Genomic DNA, 22,171 nt, shown 5'->3' on the forward strand with positions numbered 1-22,171 from the left:
ACGACATTGGACCTCTTCGGACATCGGCGCCATTGAATAGTGCGATTGAGGCACGCGAAGGTGAGCAAAAGAAAAAGATTTCTGGAAGAGTGGCGCGTCATTTGCCTATCGTCAGATGCCTTTCACCCCAAAAAGCAAAACTCAAGCAAAAGGAACCGCACGATGTCGCTGACTCCGGAAGAACTGAAGGCCCTGCAAAAAGAGGTCAATAAGAAGAAGCGGATCGCGAGCGAATGGGCGGGGCAGATGCACGACCTGGCCGAAGAACGCCTGCCTGACGGTTTCGACGAGATCCACACGATCGCCCAGTCGACCTACGAGGCGTGCGTCGCTTGGAAAGAAGCGGCCGACAAATTGCAAGCGGCGGAAAGCGAGGCGGTTTCGTCATGAGCGCCGCCGGAATCGTTGGACGAACTCGCGGCGGCTCGGAATGGGTCCCGCAGTTCATCCAAAGCTTGAACGCCTCGACGTGCATTGGCTGCGGCAGGTGCTACAAAGTCTGCCCGCGGAACGTCTTTGAGCTGGCCAGTCGGGAAGACCTGCTCGATGACGACGATGATGAAGATGAGTTCGACACCGACAACTCGATGGTGATGATCATCCAGGACGCGATGGATTGCATCGGATGTCAAGCGTGCTCCAAGGTGTGTCCGAAGGATTGCCACACGCACGCGGCGGCGTAGCCAATTCCAATTTTAAATCCGCAGGGGAGGGGGCGATTCTGATGTGCGTTAAAGGGAAGAACCGAAACGGCAAAGTCAAAGGACAGCTAGTCTTCGTCTGCAAAAAGTGCGGCCAGGTGAGCGATAACCCGCTCGACTTGTGCAAGGCCAAGCAAGCGGACGGCTTCTTCGACAAAAAAGGGAAGGGAAAGAAGTGACCGGAACGAATCGAATCTCCGCGCTTGCCGCGTGAATCGATTCCGTTCCGGCGCTTCTCCTTGGCAATAACATGCTAACGCCAACCAAAAGAACGCCTCTGACCGCAGAAGAGCTCGCAACCTACGAGTGGCAGATGTGGTCCGAGGGGGTTGGCGTAGCGGGACAAGAGAAGCTGAAAAACGCGTCGGTGCTGATCTCGCGAACCGGCGGGATCGGCAGCGTCGTCGCCTACGAGCTGGCAGCGGCCGGTGTAGGCAAGTTGGTGATTATCCACGGCGGGGTCGTAAGGCCGACCGACCTGAATCGACAGCTGTTGATGACGCATGATTCGATCGGGCGACCGAGAATCGAAACGGTCCGAGCCAGATTGCTGGAGCTGAATCCACGCCTGGAGATCGTTAGCCTTGGCGAACATGCCAGCGCCGAAAATGTGCTTCCCCTTGCCGAGCAGGAAAATGTGGACGTCGTCGTAGACTGCGCGCCGATGTTCGCGGAACGCTTCGCGCTAGCGGACGCGTCACTAAAGCTGCAAAAGCCGATGGTGGAGTGCGGTATGTACGACATGGAAGCGCAGCTGACGACGCTGATTCCCGGTGAAACTCCTTGTCTCCGTTGTCTCTTTCCGGAGACGCCGCCAACCTGGAAGCGGGAATTTCCCGTCTTTGGCGCCGTCGCCGGCAGCGTCGGCGCGATGGCGGCGACCGAAGTGATCAAGCTGATCACCGGAGTCGGTCAGCCCTTGGCGGGGCGTTGGATGCATTTCGAATTCCGCGAGATGCGCTTTCGGACGCTGAAGATCGACCGCCGCGATGATTGCCCCTATTGCAGCCCGTTAAATCCCAATTCCCATCCTTAGAGTTCTGGCGATCACACCATGCAAATCATCATTCCTACGTCGCTTCGTACCTGTGCCGAAGGGGCCAGCGAGATCGATCTTGAGGCGACGAGCGTCGCCGAAGCTCTGGAAAAGGCGTTCGGGCAATACCCGGACTTGTGCGAGGCGTTGATGGATGAACAAGGTGCGCTGCGAAGCCACATCAATCTGTTCGTCAACGATCGCAACATCCGCAATCTCGAAGGAAGCGAAACCAAGTTAGCTGCCAACGACGAGCTGCTTATCTTAGGGGCCTTGGCCGGAGGTTAAACGGAAAATGAATACGACGTTTGATCGCGAGGAACTCCAGCGCTATAGTCGACAGATCACCTTGCCTCCGGTCGGCGTCGCCGGTCAAGAGAAGCTGAAGGCCGCTTCGGTGTTGGTGATTGGCGCCGGTGGGCTAGGCTCTCCTGCCGCGATGTATCTGGCTGCGGCCGGAGTAGGGCGTCTGGGAATCGTCGATGCCGACGAAGTCGATCTTTCCAACCTGCATCGCCAAATCATTCACTCCTCGCAGCGAGTCGGAAAAAGCAAAGTCGATTCGGCTGCGGCGACGTTAGGTGCGATCAACCCGCATGTGCAAATTGAGCCGCATCCGGTAAGGCTCACCGCGGAAAATGCTCGCGAATTGATCACGCCGTATGACGTTGTTCTCGATGGTACGGACAATTTCGCCACGCGATACCTGGTGAATGACGCCTGCGTCTTGCTGGGGAAGCCGAACTGCTACGGCTCGATCCTCAAATTTGAAGGTCAGGCCGCCGTCTTTGGATTGGCTGGCGGACCTTGCTATCGCTGCTTATATCCGACGCCTCCGCAGGCCGGGTTCGTCCCGAACTGTGCGGAAGCCGGCGTCTTTGGCGTTTTGCCAGGGGTGATCGGCACGATTCAAGCGACCGAGGCGATCAAATTGATTCTGGGCATCGGCGAGCCGCTCTCTGGCCGGCTGCTTACGTATGACGCGTTGAAGATGCGGTTTCGCCAACTGCAGATCGTGCGCGACTCCTATTGTCCAGTCTGTGGAGACGACCCTACGATTCGGACGCTGGAAGAGGTTGCCGGCGCTTGCTCCGCGACGCCGGCTTCTGCAACGATCAGCGCGGCATCGCAAAGTCCGTGGGACGTTTCGGTCGATGACTTGAAGCGACGGATCGATTCTGGCGACGCGATTACGATCCTAGACGTCCGGGAGCCTGCGGAATTTGAGATTTGCAACATCGGCGGAACGCTGATTCCGATGAGCGTCTTGCCGGCGCGGTTCCGCAAGCTCGATCGATCTGCGACCTATATCGTCCACTGTAAGTCAGGCATGCGAAGTTCGACGGCCGTTCAGCTGTTGCGCGACTTTGGCTTTGAGAGCGTATACAACCTCAACGGCGGAATCGACGCCTGGTTGCAGAAGTTCGGTCGCGCCTAGTTGCGACCGAGTTTGCGAATCGAAGAAGTCGTATTCGCGTCTCGATTCGGCGATCCTAACGCATCGCCGAATCGTTTGCCGGCGGCCCAGCAGGCCGCGTCTTAGACCTGGAACGAAGAGCCGCAGCCGCAGCTCGACTTGGCGTTCGGGTTCTCGAACTTGAAACCGCTGTCGGTCAGCGTTTCAAAGAAGTCGACGGTGACGCCGTTCAGGTACGGAGCGCTCGCCGGATCGACGTAGATCTTGACGTTGCCGGAGCTGGTCTCCAGATCGCCTTCGTCCGGTTCATTCACGAGCGCGATCTTGTATTCAAAGCCGCTGCAGCCGCCGGAAGCGACCGCCATTCGCAACGCCGTGACCGGTTCCGAAGCGTGTTTGATGAAACGTTCGGCCGCTTTTTCCGCACTGGGGGTAAGGGTAATCATGCTAAAGGCTCCTGGTTTGTAAAGTTACCGCTGGAAGGATTGAGGAATCAACTTGAATTGACGTTGAGCTGTTCGCTCGAGCCGGACTATTCGTCTGACGCAGCGCCGAACTTGGTTCGCTGTTCGGCCGGAATGTTCAGAATCTTGGCCAGCCACGGGGGCGGATTGTTTTTCATCTTTTCCTGCAGTTGCACCAAGGTCGCAGTCACATCGGGACGATCTTCGACTTTCATCGGATAGATCCCGCGATTGATCACCTTGGCCGCTGCCGGGCCGCCGATCGCGGCGACATACAGGACGTGGCAGTCTTTGATCAGGTCGGCTCGGTCGGCGGAAGGATCGTCCGAGTCGACCGCTTCGCCGGTAGTGCGATAGTCTCGCAACCGAAATTCTTCTTTGTTGACTTCGTAGACGTAGTAGCGAGGGCAACCGCCGAAGTGTTCATCGATGGTGGACCCGTCCGACGTCGCGATCGCCACGCGAATCGCTTGCGGCAGATCCTCAGCGGCCGGCGAAGGAAGCATTTCCTCTTCTTCCGCGGATAGGCCCCAAAGAATGCGAACCGCTTCTTTGAGCGACTCCAGGCTCGGCAGCGCTCGCGTCGCTGAAGTCGCGTTGTAGTCCGCTTCGGGCGCATCTTGGTCGACGCCGCCGGCGATCGTGTTTTTCAACCCGGTGACGGTGATCGTCGCCAGTTTCGCCTCGGTGAGGGGGGCTTCGACCATGTCGAGCAACAGGTCGACCAGTTCTCGCGCCTCAATTTGTTTCAGCGTACGCGCCGCCAGTGCGACTCGCAGGGCGACCTCTCGCGATAGTGCGGTTTCGGTGGTCATGGTTTTTTCGCTTTCTCGTTCAGTTACCAAAGTGCGATTAGGTAAAGTTTGCGATCCGGACGGTCGACTCGCGGATTCCGGGTTTCAGTTCGCCGTCAAATTGGGAGCGGCGGACAACGTCGATGATCTTTCCCCCGCTCATGTGGACGACGACGTCGGCCAGAGCGTTGATGTCTTCCTCGTGATGACTCACTTGCACCACCGTGCAGTTGGTTTCCAGTTGCAGGTCGAGGATCAACTGCCGCATCGAATGACGCGTCGGGGGATCGAGGGCGCTGAACGGCTCGTCTAGCAGCAGGAAGTCCGGCGCCGTTGCTATCGCACGGCCAATGGCAACCCGCTTCCGTTCTCCGCCGCTTAACCCAAAGGGGCGGCGATGAAGCAGGTGTTGAATCTCAAGTCGAGCCGCGAGAAATTCGACGATTCGCTCTTGCTCTTGTCGGCGAACCTTGCGGGCATGAAGTCCAAACGCCAGGTTCTGCCGAACCGTCATTGACTCGAAGAGGACGGAGTCTTGCGGAACGTAACCTATGTCGCGATCGGCTGGTCGCATCGTGGTGACGTCGACGCCCCCCAAGACGATTCGTCCTTTTCGCTGCTTGCGCAAGCCAGCCAACGTTTCAACGAGGGTCGTTTTGCCGCTACCGGTCGGCCCGCAAACGATCACGTAGGCAGGCTGTTCGATCTGGAAGTCGATCGGTCCTACCCGCATATCGCCCGCTTGAATTTCGACGCCCTGCAATTGAATCATGGTACGATCTCGACTTTCTAGCCTTCGCTCCGGCGATGTTGGTAGTGGCGCGTCAGCCAGCGCGAAACGCTCAGCACGAGACCAGCGACGGCGATCATGAAGAGGGAAGCGGCGACCGCCCCGTCGATCTCCCCGCCGCCAAGTTCCAGGTAAACCGACGTCGCCAGGACCTCGGTCTTGTTGCGCGTCGCGCCGGCGAAGACGAGCAGCGGGCCAAAACAGCCGAAGCAGCGAGACCACGCGGTAATCGCGGCTGAGAACAATCCATATCGCGCCTCCGGAATGGCCACCTTCAGAAACGCTCCGAATCGCGAGCAGCCGAGCGTCAGTGCGACGTTTTCCAGCCGAGGATCGAGCTCTTTGAACGTTGTTCGCAGCACCGGAAGCGAAAAGGAGATCGCCACGACGAAATAGACCAGCAGAATTGCCGGGACCTGGTAAACGATTGACGGCGAGAGCTGACGGAGCGGAGGATATTGAAACAAGGTCAACAGCGCCAGCCCCAGAACCATCGGGGGGAAGACATTGGGAATGTCGAGGATATTGTCGACGACTCCTTGTCCGAAGAACCGGGCACGTCCCATCAGGTAGCCGATTGGAATCGCAACCAGCATGGCGGCGACCGTTGCGACGGTACTCGCCCAAAGGGTGAGCCAGAGCGAATGGGCGATCGCCGGACGGGTCAAGATTTCAACGACCCGTAGCGGCGAAGTATAGCCAGCAAGCGACGCGGTCATCGACGCCAGAAACAGCACATAGCCAAAGCAGACCGCCCCCAGCAGCCAGTGGAACCAGCGATCCGAGGAAGGATGCGACGGTCGACGCGTCGAGCGAGGTTTTGTCGCCGCGTATTCGGCCAGCGGCGAACGTCGTCCATCGTTGTGGTCGGGGTAGCTCGCGTAGAAGTGGTGAATGTTATTCATCGGATTTCTCCGCCGCTCCGATCACTTGGAAGTGGAGCTTCGCGTAGAGAAGCTGCGCTTCCGGCGAGTGGGCGAGAAACTCGGCAAAGTCGCGCGAACGTTCCGGCGCAGCGGAGCTCTTCAGCACCGCGACCGAGATCGTCGACTTCCATCCATCCAGCTCCGGCAAGCGAAAGACTTCGAGACCCTCTCGCTGCATGCCAACCGTGTCCCAGACAATACCGACGTCTGCGCTGCCAAGCGCCACGGCGCCTGCGACGTCTCCGACGGTCGGCTTGATTACGCCGCTTGATTGGATCTGGCCGGCGACCTGGTCCCATTTGCCGCATGCGACGAGGGCCGCTTTGGTTACTTGCCCGATTGCGGCAGCTTCCGGATCGGCGATGGCGATTCGTAGATTCCCCTTGGTGAGCGCATCAATCGTGTCGATGTGTAGGTTCTTCCCTTTGGTGGTGATGACGACCGGGGTGATCGCAGCGATCGGAAACACTTCGCTGGTCAGCTCTTTTTCCACCGCCAGATCGATATAGCTTTGATCGGCCGCCAAGTAGAGGTCGCCGCCCCCTCCGATCGATAGCTGACTGAGGAGCGTATTCGAGCCGCCAAATTGGAGTTCGATCTGTGTGCCGGTGTTCGTTTTATATTCTTCGGCCAGCAGCTCGATCGGTTTGCGCATGACCGCCGCGCAGTAAACTCGTAGCGATGGCTGTTCCGTTGAAGAGCTGCAACCTTGGCTCACGACGCAGGCGATCGTCACCAGAATCATCCACAATTTTCGACCTGCGTTCATTGCGAACTCACTTCGGCAATAGAGCCGTTTCGGGAATTTGGAACGTGCGTCCGCGGAGATAAACGTGGTAGGCCGGACCGCCGGGAGCGTTGCGGAGCACTTTGACCACTTCTCCTTCGGAGCCTGCTTCGGCGACCAATTCTTCGCCGATTGCCAGGCGGTGTTTGGTGATCACGTGATCGCGAAACTCGAACTGCGTTTCGACCCATACCTCGTCGGCCGGAATCAGCTCCTCTTCGCGGCAACCGACCAGGAGGTCTTCTTCCACGAAGTGGACGGTGTAGATGATCTGGTCTTGGAGGAACGTTCCGACGTTGCGAACGAATCCCGAGGAGCCGGCCGTCACCAGCTTGGTCCCCGTTTCCATGCCAGGAAAGGTGCCGTCGTTGCGAACGGTGCGGGTGACGCGAACCCGCTCGCCGAATTCGTATCGAGGTTTCATTTTGTCTTGATTTCCAACGAGTCGACGGAAACGAAGTTGTTCTTCTTGACCTCTAATGAGTCAATGGAAACGAAGCTGTGACAACCGCCGGGAGTGTGGAAGACCTGAAACACCTTTTCGGTCAACGCGTCGGATTCGACGAAGTCCTGATAGGCGCGCTGCAGCAGACGCTGGTGAACCGCCCAGCGAGCTGCGCTTTCCTCCGGCATCGAGTCGCCGGCCTTATGCAGGTAGTCGTGGAATCGCTGCAGAATGTGGAGCCGATTCACATGCACGACCGACGCCTCATACGGAATCTGGAAGAATTGCAGAAACTCTTCCGCTGCGACGAGTTCATCCAAGTCCTCTTCCCAGTCTTCGGCGATTTCAATCGGCGTAGTCGCATCGGTCGTCATGGTCAGATCCCTATTGCGTTTTGCGTAACTTAGTGGAGGATGTTTGTGCGAGAGGGCGGCAATGGTCAGCAGAGACTCGCCGCTAACTCCGTTCTCAGGTTTTGCAGTTCTTCGATACTGGGCGAACGTTTGAATTGGGTGACGAAGCGGCGGAGCGGCGCGAGCAAGGCGGCCGCATCCAGTCGGCTAATCAACAAGTTGTGGTCGGCGTAAAAGCGTTCGATCGCACGCGTCCCGGAGTGCTTGCCGAGCAGCAGTTCGTGGCGGCGGCCGAGGATCGCGGGATCGATTCCCTGGTAGTTGCGGGGATCTTTCAACAGGCCGTCGACATGAACGCCTGCTTCGTGGGTGAAGACTCCTTTGCCGACCAGGCTTTTTTGCCAGCCGACCGGACGGAGCGAAGCCGCTTCGACCCGCTGCGAGAGTTCCGGCAGCCGTTCGAAGCAGATCTGCGTTCCCATCCCATAAAGCTGCGACAGCCCGAGAGCGACCTCTTCCAGCGCCGCGTTGCCGGCCCGTTCCCCGAGGCCGTTTACGGTGGTGTTCACGTGGGTGGCGCCGGCTTTGACGGCGGCTAGCGTGTTGGCGGTCGCCAACCCGTAGTCGTCATGGGCGTGCATTTCCAGTTCCAGGTCGCAAGCGGCGCGGAGCTGAGCGATCGTCGTATAAACCCCGAACGGCTCCAGCACGCCGACGGTATCGGCGAACCGAAACCGTCGAGCCCCGCTGCGCTGGGCGACTTCGAGCGCCTGCTTCAGGAAGTCGACGTCGGCCCGCGACGCGTCCTCGCCTCCCACGCAGACCTCGAAGCCATAATCGACCGCTTGCGGAACGATCCGTTCGATTTGGGCCAGCGCCCATTCTCGACTCCGGTGGAGCTTGTGGCGGAGATGTTGATCGGAGAGGGGGATCGACACGTCGATCATCTGAACCGGCAGATCTTTGGCGACCTGAAGATCTTCCTCGTTCATTCGGCACCAGACGAGGAGTTGAGCGCGAAGGCCCAGGTCGGCCACCGCCCTGATGCTTTCGCGCTCTTCCTCTCCCATGGCTGGTATGCCGATTTCCATCTCCGGCACGCCTGCTTCGTCGAGCAAGCGTGCGATGGCTAGCTTCTCTTCGATCGAAAACGCGACGCCTGCCGATTGCTCACCATCTCGTAGCGTCGTATCGTCGATCACAACACTTGGGGAGTCCATGACAGTTTTCTCGTTTCGCTTTCGATCTATGCCAAGGTTTAGGGCGTCGCGGTTTACGCGAAGACCGGCTTGAATGCGTCGCCGGCGTCTTCAATCGGCGCCCCGTTATTCCAGTAGGGGGAGAGCTTGCGCAACTGGGCGACGATCGGCGGCACCTTTTCAATGACGTAGTCGATCTCTTCCGCCGTGTTGTGTCGCGACAGCGAGAAGCGAATGGTTCCGTGAGCCGCCGTATACGGAATCCCCATTGCTCGCATCACGTGCGACGGTTCGAGCGAACCGGACGTACAGGCGCTGCCGCTCGACGCGGCGATCCCCGCCTTGTTCAGCAGCAACAAGATCGCTTCCCCTTCGATGAACTCGAACGCAATGTTGAGGGTATTCGGCAGGCGGCTTTCCTGATCACCCATCACGAAGGAATGCGGGATCGCGGCCAACAGCCCCTCTTGCAGCCGATCACGCAGCGCTTTCACTTCGGTGTTTTCCTGCTCGATGTGGGCCATGGCGATTTCGCAAGCGGCGCCCAGACCGACGATCGACGCCGAGTTTTCGGTACCCGCACGACGTCCACGTTCTTGATGGCCGCCGCGGAGCAGGGGACGATATCGCGTTCCCCGGCGAACGTAGAGGACGCCGATTCCCTTCGGGGCGTGCAGTTTGTGCCCCGAGAGGGAGAGCATGTCAATTTTGCTGTCGGCCAGGTTGATCGGAATTTTGCCGACGGCCTGAACGGCGTCGGTATGAAAGAGAACGCCCGCCGCGTTGGCCATTTCGGCCATTCGTTCCACCGGGAAGATCGTGCCGGTCTCGTTGTTCGCCCACATCACGGTGACGACGGCGACTTTGTCGCTCAGTAGCTGGCGATATTCGGCCAAATCAACGCGCCCTTTCGAGTCGACGCCCAGAATGTGGATCTTGTAGCCGTCTTTCTTCAGGAACTCGCAGAGGGTCAGGATCGCCGGATGTTCGACGGCGGTCGTGATGATTTCTTTCCGTTCCGGAAAAGCTCGCAGGGCCGAAAGAATGGCGGTGGAGTCTGATTCGGTGCCGCAGGAGGTAAAGATGATCTCGGAGTCGTGCTCGGCGCCCAAAATGGTCTGCACTTGCTTGCGGGCCTTTTTCAGAGAGCGGCCGACGCGATCGCCGAAGCTATGGATCGACGACGGATTGCCGAACTGCTCGGTGAAAAAGGGGATCATCTGTTCGACGATTTCCGGGAGCACTTGGGTCGTGGCGTTGTTGTCGAGATAAATGTCGTGCATCGTACGTTTCCTATTAGTCCTATATGAGTCCAAATAATGATTTGCACTGGCTTGCGTGTTATTGCTGACGCAAGCCGCTTGACGTTTCCCCGACCTTTCGCCGCCAAGTCTCCAAGACCGAAGGGATGCTGAATCGGAACCGCACTTTTCCGCTAGGCGTTCGCGGTCGCCTTCGTGGCAGGAACGACGCGGATGAATTCGCCCAGGTCTTCCAGGATTCGCTGCTGCACGCCGCCGAGCGTCGCCGACGCCAACTGGCAGTTGCTGCACGCGCCGGTCAAGTTGACGAAGACGGTCGAGCCGTCAAAGTCGACCAGTTCGATGTCGCCGCCATCCATCTGAACCTGCGGACGGATCGAGTCGATCACGCGTTCGATGCGGCGGATCTTCTGCAAGATGGTAAGCGTTCCGGTCACCGGCGCCGGCGTTTCTTCGGGCGTCGTTTCGACTTGCTCGGCCACCACTTTTTGGCGTTTCGAGGTCAGCGTTTCGAGGATGTCTTCGATCTTTTCGTGGCAAGACGAGCAACCGCCCCCCGCTTTGGTGAAGTTGATGACGTCCTGCACCGACTGCAACTTGTTTTCGGTGACGGTCTTTTCGATCATCGCCGAGTCAATGCCGAAGCACTTGCAGACCAGGTCTCCCTCTTCGTGGTCGTCGGTCCAAACTTCGCCGCGATAGTTGGCGATGGCCGCTTCCAACGCTTCGCGACCCATGACGCTGCAGTGCATCTTTTCCGGCGGCAGACCATCGAGATAATCGGCGATGTCCTGGTTGCTGACCTGGAGCGCTTCTTCGAGCGTTTTCCCTTTGATGATTTCGGTCAGGGCCGACGAAGAGGCGATCGCCGATCCGCAGCCGAAGGTTTGGAAACCAGCGTCCAGAATGATTTCGGTTTCCGGATCAACCTTAAGCGTCAGTCGCAACGCGTCGCCGCAAGAGAGCGATCCGACATCGCCGACCGCATTCGCGGAATCGACGGCCGCGGCGTTTCTCGGGTTGAAAAAGTGCTCTTTGACTTTCTCTGAGTATTCCCACATTTTTCAGTCCCCTGTATAGAAGCGTATGTGTAGAGAGAGGAGGATTTGCTCACCCAAGCCTGGCGTGGCCTTTGGCGCGAGAGGCGTTCGGGTTGTCGATCCCTCTAACGCAAGTCGAATACCAAAACGCAATGTCTTTTTTTCCGCCTTAGCCGCGGCCTACGGGTGCATATGGTTAAGGTTGCGCGTGTAAACATTCGAACTAACGTGGGTCTATGTCCGACAAGACACACGCCGGTTGTCGTATTTCAGCGGTGCAACCCAACCAGGCTCGATAACCCCGTGTTTTTCGCAGAGAAAGGGGGTTGGAGCGGAGAATCTCGACGTCGGCAGCGACGCGAGCGGGCGCTTGAATCAGCGCATTATTCGAAAGAAGCGGTGAGACTGAATCTCGTTAGGAGTTCTCAAGCGTGGCGACTTTGCTCAATCTTCTTAGGTGACGTTCGGCGTCACTATACTCGGCGGCCAGAAACGTCTGCACCAGATCCCAGGCGACCGCAGGACCGACAGTTCGCCCGCCCATGCAAAGGACGTTCATATGATCGTCCTCCACTCCTTGCTTGGCGGAGAAATGGTCGTGGATGAGTGCCGCCCGGATGCCGTGGATCTTATTCGCACAGACCGAAGCTCCCACGCCGCTGCCGCAGATCGCCACGCCGCGATCGACTTTTCCCGCGACGACCGCTTCGGCGAGCGGGGTGACGAAATCGGGATAGTCGTCGCCAGGATTCAACGCATAGGCGCCAAAGTCGGTCACGTCATGGCCTGCCGCACGGAGGCTGGCGACCAACTCTTCTTTCAGCGCAAATCCGCCGTGATCGGTAGCAATGCCGACGCGCATGACGTTACTTCCCCTTGGGTTTCGTTACGTCCGCCGTCTGGGCGATCGCACGGCGAAGTCGATCGACGCCTGCCGCGACTCCTTGCGGATCGCCAAAGATCGCCGATCCGGCGACCAGTACGTTGGCCCCGGCCGCGACGCCGATAGGCGCCGACTTTTCGTCGACGCCGCCGTCCAGTTCCAATTCGCACTGCGGATTGCAGCGGTTGATCATCTCCCGGACGCGGCTGATTTTTCCGACCATCGTTTCAATAAAGTGTTGATGGCCGAATCCCGGATTGACCGTCATGACCACCACCTGGTCGATGTCGATCAAGATTTCCTCCAGCACGCTGGCCGGAGTGGCCGGATTGATCACAATGCCGACCCGCTTGTTCAATTGCCGCACGCGTTGAACGGTGCGGTGGAGATTGTCGTTTCCTTCCCAGTGGACGAGAAACGAATCGGCCCCCGCCGCGACGAAGTCGTCGAAGTAATCATCCGGGTCGGTGATCATCAGGTGGATTTCGAGCGGCAGCTTCGTGATCCGCCGGACCGCTTCGACGACGATCGCCCCAAAGGAGATGTTCGGGACGAAGTGCCCGTCCATCACGTCGAGATGGATCCGATCGGCGCCGGCGCGTTCCGCCTCCGTGACTTGCTCTCCCAGCCGTGCAAAGTCGGCGGAGAGTATCGAAGGGGCGATCTTCACGGCGCTGGCGTTCATCGACGAATACTCCTTCGCCCAACGAGAATGATTTTCGGGATGCCCCAGATCGGAATACGGCGGCGCGTAATTCTACGCTTCGCCGCCGAGTCGTTTGGCGTGTTCCGTCATGTCGAGCAGACGTTCCCAGTAAGGACTCGAGAACGTGTCGTCGGTGCAGCGCCACGCCCAGTTGCCGTCCGCTTTGCCAGGGACGTTCATGCGAGCTTCTTTCCCGAGATTCAAGATGTCCTGCAGCGGGACGATCGAGAGCGCCGCTTGCGATTCCCAGGCCAAGCGAATCAGCGCCCAGGAAATGTCGGGGCTTTCGATCGTCGGAGCGTTCAAATACCAGCGAACCGTCTTGCGGCTATCGGCGGGCAACTCGTCAAACCACTCGCGGCTTGTCGCGTTGTCGTGCGTACCGGTATAGACCACCGTGTTGGGCGTGTAGTTTTCCGGCAGGTATGGGTTGTGGGACTCGCCGTCGAAGGCGAATTGCAGGACCCGTGAGCCCGGCAGATGAAACTTGTCGCGAAGCGCGTAGACGTCTGGCGTAATCGTACCCAAGTCTTCCGCCAAGAAGGGAAGGGCTCCCAGGTCGGCTTCAATCGCTCGGAACAGATCGGCGTCGGGACCGGGAGTCCATTCGCCAACTTTGGCGGTCGTTTCACCGGCCGGCACATACCACGCGGCGGCGAATCCGCGGAAGTGATCGAGTCGGACCGAGTCGACGAACTCCAGCACCGCCCGCAAGCGATTGATAAACCAGCGATAGCCGGTCCGCTGATGCTCTTCCCAGTCGTAGACCGGATTGCCCCACAATTGGCCGTCGGCGCTGAAATAATCTGGCGGTACGCCGCCGACAAAGCGGGGATGGCGTCGGTCGTCGAGCAAAAAGAGCTCGGGATTGGCCCAAACGTCGCTTGAGTCGGGCGAAACGAAGAAGGGAAGGTCGCCGATGATTCGGACCCCCTTCTTGCTCGCATGTTCCTTCAGGCGGGCCGCCTGGCGGAAGAGGATGAATTGGATGAACCGCGTCTCTTCAATTTCAGGGGCCAGCATCCGCTTCGCCGCAGCCAGCGCCTCTGGCTGACGTTCGACCAGTTCGGCCGGCCAATGGAGGTAATAGGCGCCATCGTGGGCGTCTTTGATCGCGCGGAACATCGCGTAGTCGTCGAGCCAATGGGCATGGTCGATGCAGAACTGCTCGAACGTTCCCTTCAGTTTTGGATTGGCGCCGCCGCGGAAGTTTTTCAGCGCGGTCGCCATCAACCGCCGTTTGAAGGCGATGACCTTGTCAAAGTCTACCCAGCTTGCCGAGTCCCAAGTCGCTTCGCAGTCGCTGGCCTTTAGCAGCCCGTCTTCGATCAGCCAATCAGGACTAATCAGCAGCTCGTTGCCGGCGAAGGACGACAGTGGCTGGTAGGGGGAGTTCCCATAACCGGTCGGCCCCAGCGGAAGCAACTGCCACCAACTTTGTCCCGAGTCATGCAGCCGATCGATCCACCGCAAGGCCGTTGGGCCCAGGTCCCCAATCCCGTACGGCGAAGGGAGTGAAGTGACGTGCAGCAACACTCCCGAGGAACGATAATGCGCCGGAAATGGCGGAAGGCTGGAGAAACAAACTTCGGCGGTCATAGACAAGGTAAGAGGTTCCTACTATTTCCTCGTGGCAAGGGCGTATTTTTCGCAACATCGCTAACCACGCCCTAAATGCATCCATCCTGCATGAACCACTTTATCCGTTACCTAACGTTTGGCGTCAATGGAATTTAGTGAGAACTCGCTAACGCCGCGTCGACGATCTCTTGCGCTTCGCTCACGATCGAATCGAGATGGTCGGTTCCCTGGAAGCTTTCGGCGTAAATCTTGTAGATGTTCTCGGTCCCCGAAGGGCGGGCTGCAAACCAACCGTTGTCGGTCACCACCTTTAAACCTCCGATCGGCGCGTCGTTCCCCGGAGCCTTCGTCAACTTGGCTGTGATCGCGTCGCCTGCGAGCGTTGGGGCGGCGACCGCTTCCGGCGAAAGGTTCTTCAGCTTCTGCTTTTGCTCCGGCGTCGCTGCCGCGTCGATGCGCGTGTAGCAGGGGCTGCCGAACTCGGCTTCCAGCTCTTGGTAATGAATGCCGGGGTCTTTCTCGGTACGGGCCAGAATCTCCGCCGCTAACAGGTCCATGATGGGACCGTCTTTGTCGGTCGACCATACCGTCCCATCAAACCGCAGGAAGCTGGCCCCAGCGCTTTCTTCGCCACCGAAGCAAAACGACCCGTCATACAGTCCAGACACGAACCATTTGAAGCCGACCGGCACTTCGCACAGTCGCCGTCCCAGTTTGGCGACAACGCGATCAATCATGCTGCTGCTGACCAGCGTCTTACCGACCGCGACGTCCGGTTTCCAGTCGCGATGATTCAGCAAGTAGCGAATTGCGACCGCCAAAAAGTGGTTCGGATTCATCAGCCCGGAAGACGGGGCGACGATGCCATGACGATCGGCGTCGGGATCGTTGGCGAAGGCGAGCTGGAACTGATCCTTCAGGCTCAGCAGGCCCGCCATGGCGTAGGGGCTTGAGGGATCCATCCGGATCTTGCCGTCATGGTCGACCGTCATGAACGAGAAGGTCGGATCGATCTTCTTGTTCACCACCTTGATATCAAGGCCATAGACCGAGTTGATCGGCTCCCAGTAAGGTTCGGCGGCGCCGCCGAGCGGATCGACCCCCAGACTGAGTCCCGCCGCACGGATCGCCTCCATGTCGACGATGTTCCTCAGGTCTTGTACGTAAGGTAGGACCAGGTCTTCCTCATGCGTCGTGGCGGCCTTCAGGGCGGACTCGAAGGGAATCCGCTTCACGTCGGCGTTGCCGTCGCGCAAGAGGTCGTTGGCTCGCTTCTGAACCCAGTTGGTAATGTCGACGTCGGCCGGGCCACCGTTGGTCGGATTGTATTTGAAACCCCCGTCCGTTGGCGGGTTGTGCGACGGCGTGATGACGATGCCATCGGCAAGATGTTCCTGGCGGCCTTGGTTGTAAACCAGGATCGCGCGGGAAATGACCGGCGTCGGCGTGACGCCGTCGTCCTTCTGAATAATCGTTTCGACTTCGTTGGCGGCCAGCACTTCGAGCGCAGTTCGCTGAGCCGGCGCCGAAAGAGCGTGGGTATCCTTCCCCATGTAGAGCGGGCCCGTGGTCCCCTGCATCTTGCGATATTCGCAAATCGCCTGGGTGACGGCCAGGATGTGGGCCTCGGTAAAGGTATTTTGCGACGGCGTTCCCCGGTGACCGCTCGTTCCGAAGCTCACCAGCTCGTTCGGATCGTCGAGATTGGGGCGACGCTCATAATAGAGACGCTCCAATTCGGCCAAATCGACCAACATTTCCAGCGGGGCCGGTTTGCCGGCGAGAGGGGAAAGCGCCATGACTCATTCCTTGTAGTAATTCTTAGTCGAAAGTCACGGGGCAGGGTTCGACCTTCCAAATGTCGGCGGCGTACTCCGCAATCGTTCGATCGCTGGAGAATTTTCCGCTACTAGCGACGTTTAAAAGGGCCTTCCGTGCCCAGGCGTGTGGATCTGCGTAAAGCTCTCGCACCAACAGATCGGCTTCCAGGTACGATCCCAGGTCGGCGAGATGCATGTAATAGTCTCCCCGTGAAAGTAACGCATCCCGGATCGGAGAGAAAGCTCCCGGCTCGTAGCAACTCAATTGGTTCGTAAAAATCATGTCGAGCGCGTCGCGGGTTTCCTTCTCGTGCTCATAGTGCCAGTACGGATTGTAGTAGCTGCGGCTGTCGGCGACTTGTTCCGCCGTCAAGCCGAACAAGAAGAAGTTTTCTTCACCTGCCGCTTCGGCCATTTCGATCGTCGCTCCATCCCGCGTCCCGAGCGTCAACGCCCCGTTCATCATGAACTTCATGTTGCTCGTACCGCTCGCTTCGAAACCGGCAGTGGAGATCTGATTGGAAACGTCGCTCGCCGGAATCAGTCGCTCCGCCTGCGAAACGCAGTAGTCAGGCAGAAACAAAACTTTCATCCGCCCACGCATCAGCGGGTCGCCATCGATCGTCCCCGCCAGGTTATTGATGAACTTGATGATCACCTTGGCCAAGCGATAAGCGGGCGCCGCTTTGCCGGAGAAAAAGAAGGTCCGCGGAGCCATCTCGAGCGTCGGATTCTCACGCAGTCGTCGGTAGAGGATCAGAACTCGTAGCGCGTTGAGTAGCTGCCGCTTGTATTCGTGGATCCGCTTGATCTGGCAGTCGAAAATGCTGTCCGGATCAACCACTTCGCCGGTCGTTCGGTGGAGCCAATCGGCGAAGGCGACCTTGGCGCAGCGTTTGGCATGCCGAAACTCATCCTGCATGCCGCGATCTTCAGCGAGCGGACGCAACTTTTCCAGTTCGCTGAGGTCGGTAACCCAGCTGTCGCCGATCGCATCGGTAATCAACTTCGACAACGTCGGGTTGCACATCTGCAGCCAGCGCCGCTGCGTTACGCCGTTCGTTTTGTTGCTGAACCGTTCCGGAAACATCTCGGCGAGATCCTTCACGGTATGGGTGCGCAGCAGTCGCGAGTGAATCGCCGCGACGCCGTTGGTGCAGTGCGAACCGACGATCGCCAGGTTGGCCATTCGTACGTGCTGCGTTTCCCCTTCTTCGATCAAGCTGATCCGCTGCACCTTCTCCTCGTCGCCGGGGTAGCGCGTCCGAACGTCGATTAACAGGCGGCCATTGATTTCGTAGATGATTTCCAGATGGCGAGGAAGGAGCGCGCGGAACCACTCGACGGGCCATTTCTCGAGCGCTTCGGGCAACAGCGTGTGATTCGTATAGCCTAGCGTCCGCTGCGTCAGGTCCCAGGCCTTTTCCCAGGAGAGTTCGGCGTCGTCCAGTAAGATCCGCATCAACTCGAGGACCGACATCGTGGGATGCGTATCGTTGAGCTGGATCGCCGCCTTCTCCGGTAAGAGATTCCAATCGTCGTTGCTCTGTCGGAAGCGGCGAATCAGGTCGGCCAACGAGCAAGCGACCAGGAAATACTCCTGCACGAAGCGGAGCCCTTGTCCCTTGCTCGTGGAGTCGTCGGGGTAGAGGACGCGAGTCAGCGATTCCGCTTCGAGCGTTTCGGCGACCGCGCCGACAAAGTCGCCGCCGCTGAACTCTTCAAAATTGAAGTAGTCATGGGCCGCCGCTTCCCACAGTCGCAGCGTGTTGATCGTTTTTCCCCCGAATCCCACGATCGGCCGATCGTAGGGAACGCCAATCAAGCGAGACTCCTTTCCTGGAACGGCGCGCAGCGAACCGCCGCAAACTTCAAACGAACAATTGAGCGAGACTTCGACCTTCTCGTGCGGTCTGGCGACTTCCCACGGATCGCCGCGGCGGAGCCAGTTGTCGGGCTGCTCCTTTTGCCAGCCGTCCTGAATAATCTGTTTGAAGATCCCGTATTCATAACGGAGGCCATACCCCATGGCCGGGATTTGCATGGTCGCCATCGAGTCGAGGAAGCAAGCTGCCAAACGGCCGAGTCCGCCGTTACCCAAACCAGCGTCGGGCTCCTCTTCCAGCAGTTCGTGCCAATCAAGATCCTTCCGCTCGGCGAACTTCGGAATCAGCTGAGCGAGCAGCAAGTTGGTAATGTTGTTGATGAGCGAGCGGCCGATCAAAAACTCCATCGAGAGATAGTAGACTCGCTTGGCGTCTTCGCGCTGATAGGTTTCCTCGGTTGCGATCCAGCGCTGCGAAAGGATGTCGCGAATCGAACGAGCGGCCGCCTCAAATCGTTCGCGGGCGCCAACGGCGTTTGGCGACATGACGTTGTCGAAAACGATATGCCGATCGTAGAAGGCATGCTCGACGCCGGTGATTGGAACGGGGCCGCAGCCATATTGGCGAATCAACTGCTGGATGTCCGCGTGATGATTGGAACTCGCGGCTTCCGACTTCTTCAGCGTTTGGGGATTCATGCGGTAAACTCCTCTCGCTCGACCTATTTAGCAAAGGGCCATATCGAAACGGAGTCGTTGCTGAACGCCTCCGCGAGCAACCACGCATCTGCCGGCGAGGTTAAACTCGCCACGGTTCTATTCTAGCAGTCTTTCAGGCCTTCCGCGTACAGGCCCAATACTGCAGGGTGGCGATGTAGAATCCCGCTCGGCGGTAAGCGCCTAGTCGGCGACAATCGACGCTACTTCCGACTCTTCTTTCGCTTCTTCCAGCTTAGCCGCGTTGGAAAGGGTACGGTCGAGCAGCGAATCGTAGATCGGTTTGCTTCCCAAGAGTTGGGCCGTAATGCTGGCGACAATGCAGGTAACGATTAACACCCCCAGCAAATCGAAGCTGGAGGTCAACTCGGCGACCAGCACGATGCCGGTCAACGGCGCTCGTACGGTGGCAGCGAAGAGTCCTCCCATCGCCGCCAAAGCGAAGACGCCAGGGGGAACTTCAACATACGGCACGTATTCCTTCGTAATCACGCCGAAGCACATGCCGATGATGGCGCCAATCGCCAACATGGGAGCGAAGATGCCGCCGGGGACGCCGGAACTGTAGCTGAGAAACGTCATCCCAGTCCGGACAATTAACAGAACTACCAGGATGTGCAGGAAAGCGGTATTGGCGAACACGGCTTGGACAAACGTGCCGCCACCTCCGACGAAGCTGGGGGCAAGCAGCATCAGCGCCCCGGCGAGCCCACCCAAGACGAGTGCGAACAAGAATCTCGCTCGCGAACTCATGCGATCAAAGAACGCTAGGCAGGCCAACAGCGACGTGTTGAAACCGGCGCCGCAAATTCCAATCAAAATTCCCAGGCCCACGTAGAGCGGAAGCTGTTCGAGAATCAGTTGCGGAAAAGGAGCGATCTCGGACATCGAGAATTTCAGTTCGATCGGCAGCAGCGGCCCGATGCCAAACACCTGATCGTTCATCACCTTGGCCGTCAATGAGGCGATCGCAACGGCATGGATCGCGATGAACGAAAAGTGAAACCGATTACGCATCTCTTCCATGACGAATAAGATGCTCGCCAGCGGCGCGCCAAAAGCCGCGCTTAATCCAGCCGCAGCGCCGGCGGCCAGCAGGGTATTCATCGTTTCGGGATCGGCATTTGTTTTTTCCCCAATCCATTTACCGACGCAACCTCCCATGTGAACCGTCGGTCCTTCACGTCCCAGGACCAATCCGGCGCCAATCGCCAGGATCCCGCCGACGAACTTGACGATCATGACCCGCACCCATCGCATCGTGCGCAGGCCGGCCATGGCGCCTTCGATCTCTTGAATGCCGCTTCCGCCGGCCTCGGGAGCGAATCGGACGACCATCCAATAAGCGGAGACGGTCATCACAGCGCCGATCAGCGACGCAGCGACGATCGAAAGGGCAGTCTCGCCGCCAAGTTGGGCCGCAATCGCCGTATGAAATGCGTAGGCCTGATCGAGGCAATAGTGAAACGCGGCGCCGAGGGAGCCAGCGATCAAACCAACCGGCAGAGCCAAAAGGTAGGCGCGCGGAAATCCGATCAGGCGTCCCCCGTGAATCTCCTCGTTGCGTTTCATAGTCGATTCCGTGAAGAGACCGGTTCCAGACTGCAGGGCGTCATTATCTCAGGTTCCACGTTCCCTGTTGTCCTGCCGCCCGAACTCTCCCCCAGCTGATTCTTCGTCCGCGATCGCGTGATACTTTCGCTTAATTCGGGGAAGTTTGCGTCTGGCGGCGGAGATTCCGGCTTTAACGATTTTGTCGCCTCCTCGTCACCATACCGAAGTTCCTCCCTTTAGGAAACCATTTGCAAAAAGAGGGGCGCAGAAACGGCGGCCTTAGAAGTAGAATCGTGGATGTCATGGTCAAAGTCGGTGCTCGTCTCAGGAGCCGTTTCATGGCTATCAATGTCGAACAGTTCGAGGGTCGCGACGTCGTGCTGCTGATGCCGACGGAAGAATTGTTGTCCGCCACGGTGATCGAGGCGATTCAGACGCTCACCGACACTTACCTCACCAAGCGGGTCATTCTCGATTTGCGTGCGATTCGGTCGCTGGTCAGCGGCAGTCTCTACCCCGACGCCGAGCCGTTCTCCCCGCTGTTGAAACTCCAGAATCGATTGCAGGAGGGAAAGCGGGAACTGGTGCTCTGCAACCTGCGAACTGAATTGGCCGAGGTGTTTCGGCTTATTCGCTTCGACAAAGTCTTGAATGTCCAGGCCGATCGGGCGACGACGCTCGCCGACGTCGAATAGCTGGAAAGTCAGGCTGCGCGGAGCTAACATAGACCCTTTCCTGCCTGTCGTCCTTCCCACTTGATCCTTCTTTTGCCTGCCTGACCAATGCCACGATTATTGTTGCGACCCACGTACCATCTCTTGGCGGCCTTCTTCGTATTCGCTCTGGTTCCGAACATTGGTGTTGAGATGATTCAAGCCGCTGACGCTCGCCGCGACTATGTCGAAGCGGAAGTCGTCAGCTCTTTTGACAAGACGCGACAGCCGCTTCGGTACATCCTGCCAACGGGAGACGGCAAAGCGGCGCGTCCGGTCTTGGTGTTTCTGCATTCGTGGAGCACCGACTATCATCTCGAGCAACCGGAATGGGTAAACGCAGCGCTCCAGCGCGGCTGGATCTTCATGGAGCCGAACTTTCGCGGACCGAACAAACGCCCAGAAGCGTGCGGATCGGAAGCGGCTCAAGCCGATATTCTTGACAGCGTCACTTTCGCCATCGAAAAGCTGAACGCCGATCCGAAGCGGATCTATTTGGCGGGCGCTTCCGGCGGCGGACACATGTCGATGTTAATGGCCGGCCGCCATCCAGAGCGGTTCACCGCCGTCTCGGCCTGGGTTGGCATCACCGATTTGGCGAAGTGGTACGAAGAGCACACCGTCAAAGGCGTTCCCCAGAACTACGCCAAGATGCTGGCGAAGTCTTGCGGCGGAGCCCCCGGCGATAGTCCGCAAGTGGACCAAGAGTACCAGAGCCGTTCTCCCCTGACTTGGATCACGCGAATCGGCGATCTGCCGATCGATATCGCCGCTGGCGTCCACGATGGGCAAACCGGCTCGGTCCCATTCCAACATTCGATCCGCGCCTACAACAAGATCGCCGCCCAGCGCGGCGCCGCCGTCGTCAGCGAAGAAGAGATGCAGCAGCTTTGGGACAACAGCCAACTGACCAGCCCGCACCCGCAAGATACCGAAGTCGACTCGACCTACGGCCGCGATCTCAAACTGCGTCGCAACGCCGGCACCGCTCGCATTACGATCTTCGAGGGCGGACACGAAGGACTTGCCGAAGCGGCCTGCGCCTGTTTGGAAGAGTACGAGCGTCCAACCAAGTCCTCCTCTGCTGTCAACGGAGCGGAGAAGTCTGGTAAGTAGTTTCCCCTCAACGCCAAACTTGGCATACTGCGGCGGGATCCT

The 22,171-nt window shown here is 58.7% G+C and carries 24 protein-coding genes; 8 read left to right on the top strand and 16 right to left on the bottom strand.

The genetic code is table 11. From position 1 onward, the window contains the following. The first annotated feature begins 162 nt into the window (after positions 1–162). The 6 genes from LOC68_RS10405 (at position 163) to moeB (ending at position 3,175) form a co-directional block, all read left to right on the top strand. Complete coding sequence (locus LOC68_RS10405; protein ID WP_230218286.1) at positions 163–390, top strand: CCE_0567 family metalloprotein; 228 nt, start codon at positions 163–165, stop codon at positions 388–390. Next, positions 387–683, top strand: coding sequence for a ferredoxin III, nif-specific (fdxB, locus tag LOC68_RS10410; protein WP_230218287.1), 297 nt, complete (start codon positions 387–389; stop codon positions 681–683). Before LOC68_RS10405 ends, fdxB begins: the two co-directional genes overlap by 4 nt. A 41-nt stretch (positions 684–724) precedes the next feature. Next, positions 725–880 (top strand): hypothetical protein, encoded by a 156-nt coding sequence (locus LOC68_RS10415; protein WP_230218288.1) that lies wholly within the window; start codon positions 725–727, stop codon positions 878–880. A gap of 134 nt (positions 881–1,014) precedes the next feature. Then, positions 1,015–1,737, top strand: a complete 723-nt coding sequence (locus LOC68_RS10420; RefSeq protein ID WP_230218290.1) for a HesA/MoeB/ThiF family protein — start codon at positions 1,015–1,017, stop codon at positions 1,735–1,737. Positions 1,738–1,755: 18 nt separating this feature from the next. Further along, positions 1,756–2,025 carry a MoaD/ThiS family protein gene (locus LOC68_RS10425; protein WP_230218291.1) on the top strand — a complete coding sequence of 90 codons (270 nt, stop codon included), beginning with the start codon at positions 1,756–1,758 and terminating at the stop codon, positions 2,023–2,025. A 7-nt stretch (positions 2,026–2,032) separates the two neighbouring features. Then, positions 2,033–3,175 (top strand): molybdopterin-synthase adenylyltransferase MoeB, encoded by a 1,143-nt coding sequence (gene moeB, locus LOC68_RS10430; protein ID WP_230218292.1) that lies wholly within the window; start codon positions 2,033–2,035, stop codon positions 3,173–3,175. 101 nt (positions 3,176–3,276) lie between these two features. Here moeB and LOC68_RS10435 read toward each other — a convergent pair whose 3' ends face one another. The 16 genes from LOC68_RS10435 to clcA all read right to left on the bottom strand — a co-directional run bounded on the left by LOC68_RS10435 (position 3,277) and on the right by clcA (position 20,318). Continuing rightward, positions 3,277–3,600 carry a HesB/IscA family protein gene (locus LOC68_RS10435; RefSeq protein WP_230218293.1) on the bottom strand — a complete coding sequence of 108 codons (324 nt, stop codon included), beginning with the start codon at positions 3,598–3,600 and terminating at the stop codon, positions 3,277–3,279. Between the two features lie 86 nt (positions 3,601–3,686). Continuing rightward, positions 3,687–4,433 carry a dinitrogenase iron-molybdenum cofactor N-terminal domain-containing protein gene (locus tag LOC68_RS10440; protein WP_230218294.1) on the bottom strand — a complete coding sequence of 249 codons (747 nt, stop codon included), beginning with the start codon at positions 4,431–4,433 and terminating at the stop codon, positions 3,687–3,689. Positions 4,434–4,470: 37 nt separating this feature from the next. Beyond that, positions 4,471–5,184 (bottom strand): ATP-binding cassette domain-containing protein, encoded by a 714-nt coding sequence (locus LOC68_RS10445; protein ID WP_230218295.1) that lies wholly within the window; start codon positions 5,182–5,184, stop codon positions 4,471–4,473. Positions 5,185–5,201: 17 nt separating this feature from the next. After that, entirely contained in the window at positions 5,202–6,107 is a 906-nt protein-coding gene (locus LOC68_RS10450) for an ABC transporter permease (protein WP_230218296.1), read from the bottom strand. After that, on the bottom strand, positions 6,100–6,897 hold the full coding sequence (gene modA, locus LOC68_RS10455; RefSeq protein WP_230218297.1) for a molybdate ABC transporter substrate-binding protein: 798 nt from the start codon (positions 6,895–6,897) through the stop codon (positions 6,100–6,102). Before modA ends, LOC68_RS10450 begins: the two co-directional genes overlap by 8 nt. Before the next feature lie 7 nt (positions 6,898–6,904). Beyond that, positions 6,905–7,339 carry a nitrogen fixation protein NifZ gene (locus tag LOC68_RS10460; protein WP_230218298.1) on the bottom strand — a complete coding sequence of 145 codons (435 nt, stop codon included), beginning with the start codon at positions 7,337–7,339 and terminating at the stop codon, positions 6,905–6,907. Beyond that, complete coding sequence (gene nifW / locus LOC68_RS10465) at positions 7,336–7,734, bottom strand: nitrogenase-stabilizing/protective protein NifW (RefSeq protein WP_230218300.1); 399 nt, start codon at positions 7,732–7,734, stop codon at positions 7,336–7,338. The genes LOC68_RS10460 and nifW overlap by 4 nt, the downstream gene beginning before the upstream one ends. Positions 7,735–7,799: 65 nt before the next feature. Then, positions 7,800–8,933: a homocitrate synthase gene (nifV, locus tag LOC68_RS10470; RefSeq protein WP_230218302.1), complete on the bottom strand. Its 1,134-nt coding sequence runs from the start codon at positions 8,931–8,933 to the stop codon at positions 7,800–7,802. 53 nt (positions 8,934–8,986) lie between these two features. Next, the gene (nifS, locus tag LOC68_RS10475; protein WP_230218303.1) at positions 8,987–10,195 is read right to left on the bottom strand and encodes a cysteine desulfurase NifS; all 1,209 of its coding nucleotides are present in this window, start codon (positions 10,193–10,195) and stop codon (positions 8,987–8,989) included. Positions 10,196–10,347: 152 nt separating this feature from the next. After that, entirely contained in the window at positions 10,348–11,235 is an 888-nt protein-coding gene (gene nifU, locus LOC68_RS10480) for a Fe-S cluster assembly protein NifU (protein ID WP_230218304.1), read from the bottom strand. Positions 11,236–11,629: 394 nt separating this feature from the next. Then, positions 11,630–12,076 carry an RpiB/LacA/LacB family sugar-phosphate isomerase gene (locus tag LOC68_RS10485; protein ID WP_230218305.1) on the bottom strand — a complete coding sequence of 149 codons (447 nt, stop codon included), beginning with the start codon at positions 12,074–12,076 and terminating at the stop codon, positions 11,630–11,632. Positions 12,077–12,080: 4 nt separating this feature from the next. Then, on the bottom strand, positions 12,081–12,782 hold the full coding sequence (gene rpe / locus LOC68_RS10490) for a ribulose-phosphate 3-epimerase (protein WP_230218306.1): 702 nt from the start codon (positions 12,780–12,782) through the stop codon (positions 12,081–12,083). A gap of 72 nt (positions 12,783–12,854) precedes the next feature. Beyond that, on the bottom strand, positions 12,855–14,402 hold the full coding sequence (malQ, locus tag LOC68_RS10495) for a 4-alpha-glucanotransferase (RefSeq protein ID WP_230218476.1): 1,548 nt from the start codon (positions 14,400–14,402) through the stop codon (positions 12,855–12,857). A 134-nt stretch (positions 14,403–14,536) separates the two neighbouring features. Continuing rightward, the gene (pgm, locus tag LOC68_RS10500) at positions 14,537–16,183 is read right to left on the bottom strand and encodes a phosphoglucomutase (alpha-D-glucose-1,6-bisphosphate-dependent) (RefSeq protein ID WP_230218307.1); all 1,647 of its coding nucleotides are present in this window, start codon (positions 16,181–16,183) and stop codon (positions 14,537–14,539) included. Between the two features lie 22 nt (positions 16,184–16,205). Continuing rightward, positions 16,206–18,728, bottom strand: a complete 2,523-nt coding sequence (locus LOC68_RS10505; RefSeq protein WP_230218308.1) for a glycogen/starch/alpha-glucan phosphorylase — start codon at positions 18,726–18,728, stop codon at positions 16,206–16,208. Between the two features lie 201 nt (positions 18,729–18,929). After that, entirely contained in the window at positions 18,930–20,318 is a 1,389-nt protein-coding gene (gene clcA, locus LOC68_RS10510) for a H(+)/Cl(-) exchange transporter ClcA (RefSeq protein ID WP_230218309.1), read from the bottom strand. A 320-nt stretch (positions 20,319–20,638) separates the two neighbouring features. On the opposite strand from clcA, the gene LOC68_RS10515 reads away from it, so the two are divergent. After that, the gene (locus tag LOC68_RS10515) at positions 20,639–20,995 is read left to right on the top strand and encodes a hypothetical protein (protein WP_230218311.1); all 357 of its coding nucleotides are present in this window, start codon (positions 20,639–20,641) and stop codon (positions 20,993–20,995) included. A gap of 171 nt (positions 20,996–21,166) precedes the next feature. Further along, positions 21,167–22,129, top strand: a complete 963-nt coding sequence (locus LOC68_RS10520) for an alpha/beta hydrolase family protein (protein ID WP_230218312.1) — start codon at positions 21,167–21,169, stop codon at positions 22,127–22,129. The last annotated feature ends 42 nt before the right edge of the window (positions 22,130–22,171 follow it).

The organism is Blastopirellula sediminis, assembly GCF_020966755.1.
GTDB lineage: Bacteria > Planctomycetota > Planctomycetia > Pirellulales > Pirellulaceae > Blastopirellula > Blastopirellula sediminis.

What these genes read in the sequence shown, in the direction of transcription:
- LOC68_RS10405 (WP_230218286.1), top strand. Translation starts at nt 163, where the DNA reads ATGTCGCTGACTCCGGAAGAACTGAAGGCCCTGCAAAAAGAGGTCAAT.
- fdxB (WP_230218287.1), top strand. Translation starts at nt 387, where the DNA reads ATGAGCGCCGCCGGAATCGTTGGACGAACTCGCGGCGGCTCGGAATGG.
- LOC68_RS10415 (WP_230218288.1), top strand. Translation starts at nt 725, where the DNA reads ATGTGCGTTAAAGGGAAGAACCGAAACGGCAAAGTCAAAGGACAGCTA.
- LOC68_RS10420 (WP_230218290.1), top strand. Translation starts at nt 1,015, where the DNA reads ATGTGGTCCGAGGGGGTTGGCGTAGCGGGACAAGAGAAGCTGAAAAAC.
- LOC68_RS10425 (WP_230218291.1), top strand. Translation starts at nt 1,756, where the DNA reads ATGCAAATCATCATTCCTACGTCGCTTCGTACCTGTGCCGAAGGGGCC.
- moeB (WP_230218292.1), top strand. Translation starts at nt 2,033, where the DNA reads ATGAATACGACGTTTGATCGCGAGGAACTCCAGCGCTATAGTCGACAG.
- LOC68_RS10435 (WP_230218293.1), bottom strand. Translation starts at nt 3,600, where the DNA reads ATGATTACCCTTACCCCCAGTGCGGAAAAAGCGGCCGAACGTTTCATC.
- LOC68_RS10440 (WP_230218294.1), bottom strand. Translation starts at nt 4,433, where the DNA reads ATGACCACCGAAACCGCACTATCGCGAGAGGTCGCCCTGCGAGTCGCA.
- LOC68_RS10445 (WP_230218295.1), bottom strand. Translation starts at nt 5,184, where the DNA reads ATGATTCAATTGCAGGGCGTCGAAATTCAAGCGGGCGATATGCGGGTA.
- LOC68_RS10450 (WP_230218296.1), bottom strand. Translation starts at nt 6,107, where the DNA reads ATGAATAACATTCACCACTTCTACGCGAGCTACCCCGACCACAACGAT.
- modA (WP_230218297.1), bottom strand. Translation starts at nt 6,897, where the DNA reads ATGAACGCAGGTCGAAAATTGTGGATGATTCTGGTGACGATCGCCTGC.
- LOC68_RS10460 (WP_230218298.1), bottom strand. Translation starts at nt 7,339, where the DNA reads ATGAAACCTCGATACGAATTCGGCGAGCGGGTTCGCGTCACCCGCACC.
- nifW (WP_230218300.1), bottom strand. Translation starts at nt 7,734, where the DNA reads ATGACGACCGATGCGACTACGCCGATTGAAATCGCCGAAGACTGGGAA.
- nifV (WP_230218302.1), bottom strand. Translation starts at nt 8,933, where the DNA reads ATGGACTCCCCAAGTGTTGTGATCGACGATACGACGCTACGAGATGGT.
- nifS (WP_230218303.1), bottom strand. Translation starts at nt 10,195, where the DNA reads ATGCACGACATTTATCTCGACAACAACGCCACGACCCAAGTGCTCCCG.
- nifU (WP_230218304.1), bottom strand. Translation starts at nt 11,235, where the DNA reads ATGTGGGAATACTCAGAGAAAGTCAAAGAGCACTTTTTCAACCCGAGA.
- LOC68_RS10485 (WP_230218305.1), bottom strand. Translation starts at nt 12,076, where the DNA reads ATGCGCGTCGGCATTGCTACCGATCACGGCGGATTTGCGCTGAAAGAA.
- rpe (WP_230218306.1), bottom strand. Translation starts at nt 12,782, where the DNA reads ATGAACGCCAGCGCCGTGAAGATCGCCCCTTCGATACTCTCCGCCGAC.
- malQ (WP_230218476.1), bottom strand. Translation starts at nt 14,402, where the DNA reads ATGACCGCCGAAGTTTGTTTCTCCAGCCTTCCGCCATTTCCGGCGCAT.
- pgm (WP_230218307.1), bottom strand. Translation starts at nt 16,183, where the DNA reads ATGGCGCTTTCCCCTCTCGCCGGCAAACCGGCCCCGCTGGAAATGTTG.
- LOC68_RS10505 (WP_230218308.1), bottom strand. Translation starts at nt 18,728, where the DNA reads ATGAATCCCCAAACGCTGAAGAAGTCGGAAGCCGCGAGTTCCAATCAT.
- clcA (WP_230218309.1), bottom strand. Translation starts at nt 20,318, where the DNA reads ATGAAACGCAACGAGGAGATTCACGGGGGACGCCTGATCGGATTTCCG.
- LOC68_RS10515 (WP_230218311.1), top strand. Translation starts at nt 20,639, where the DNA reads ATGGCTATCAATGTCGAACAGTTCGAGGGTCGCGACGTCGTGCTGCTG.
- LOC68_RS10520 (WP_230218312.1), top strand. Translation starts at nt 21,167, where the DNA reads ATGATTCAAGCCGCTGACGCTCGCCGCGACTATGTCGAAGCGGAAGTC.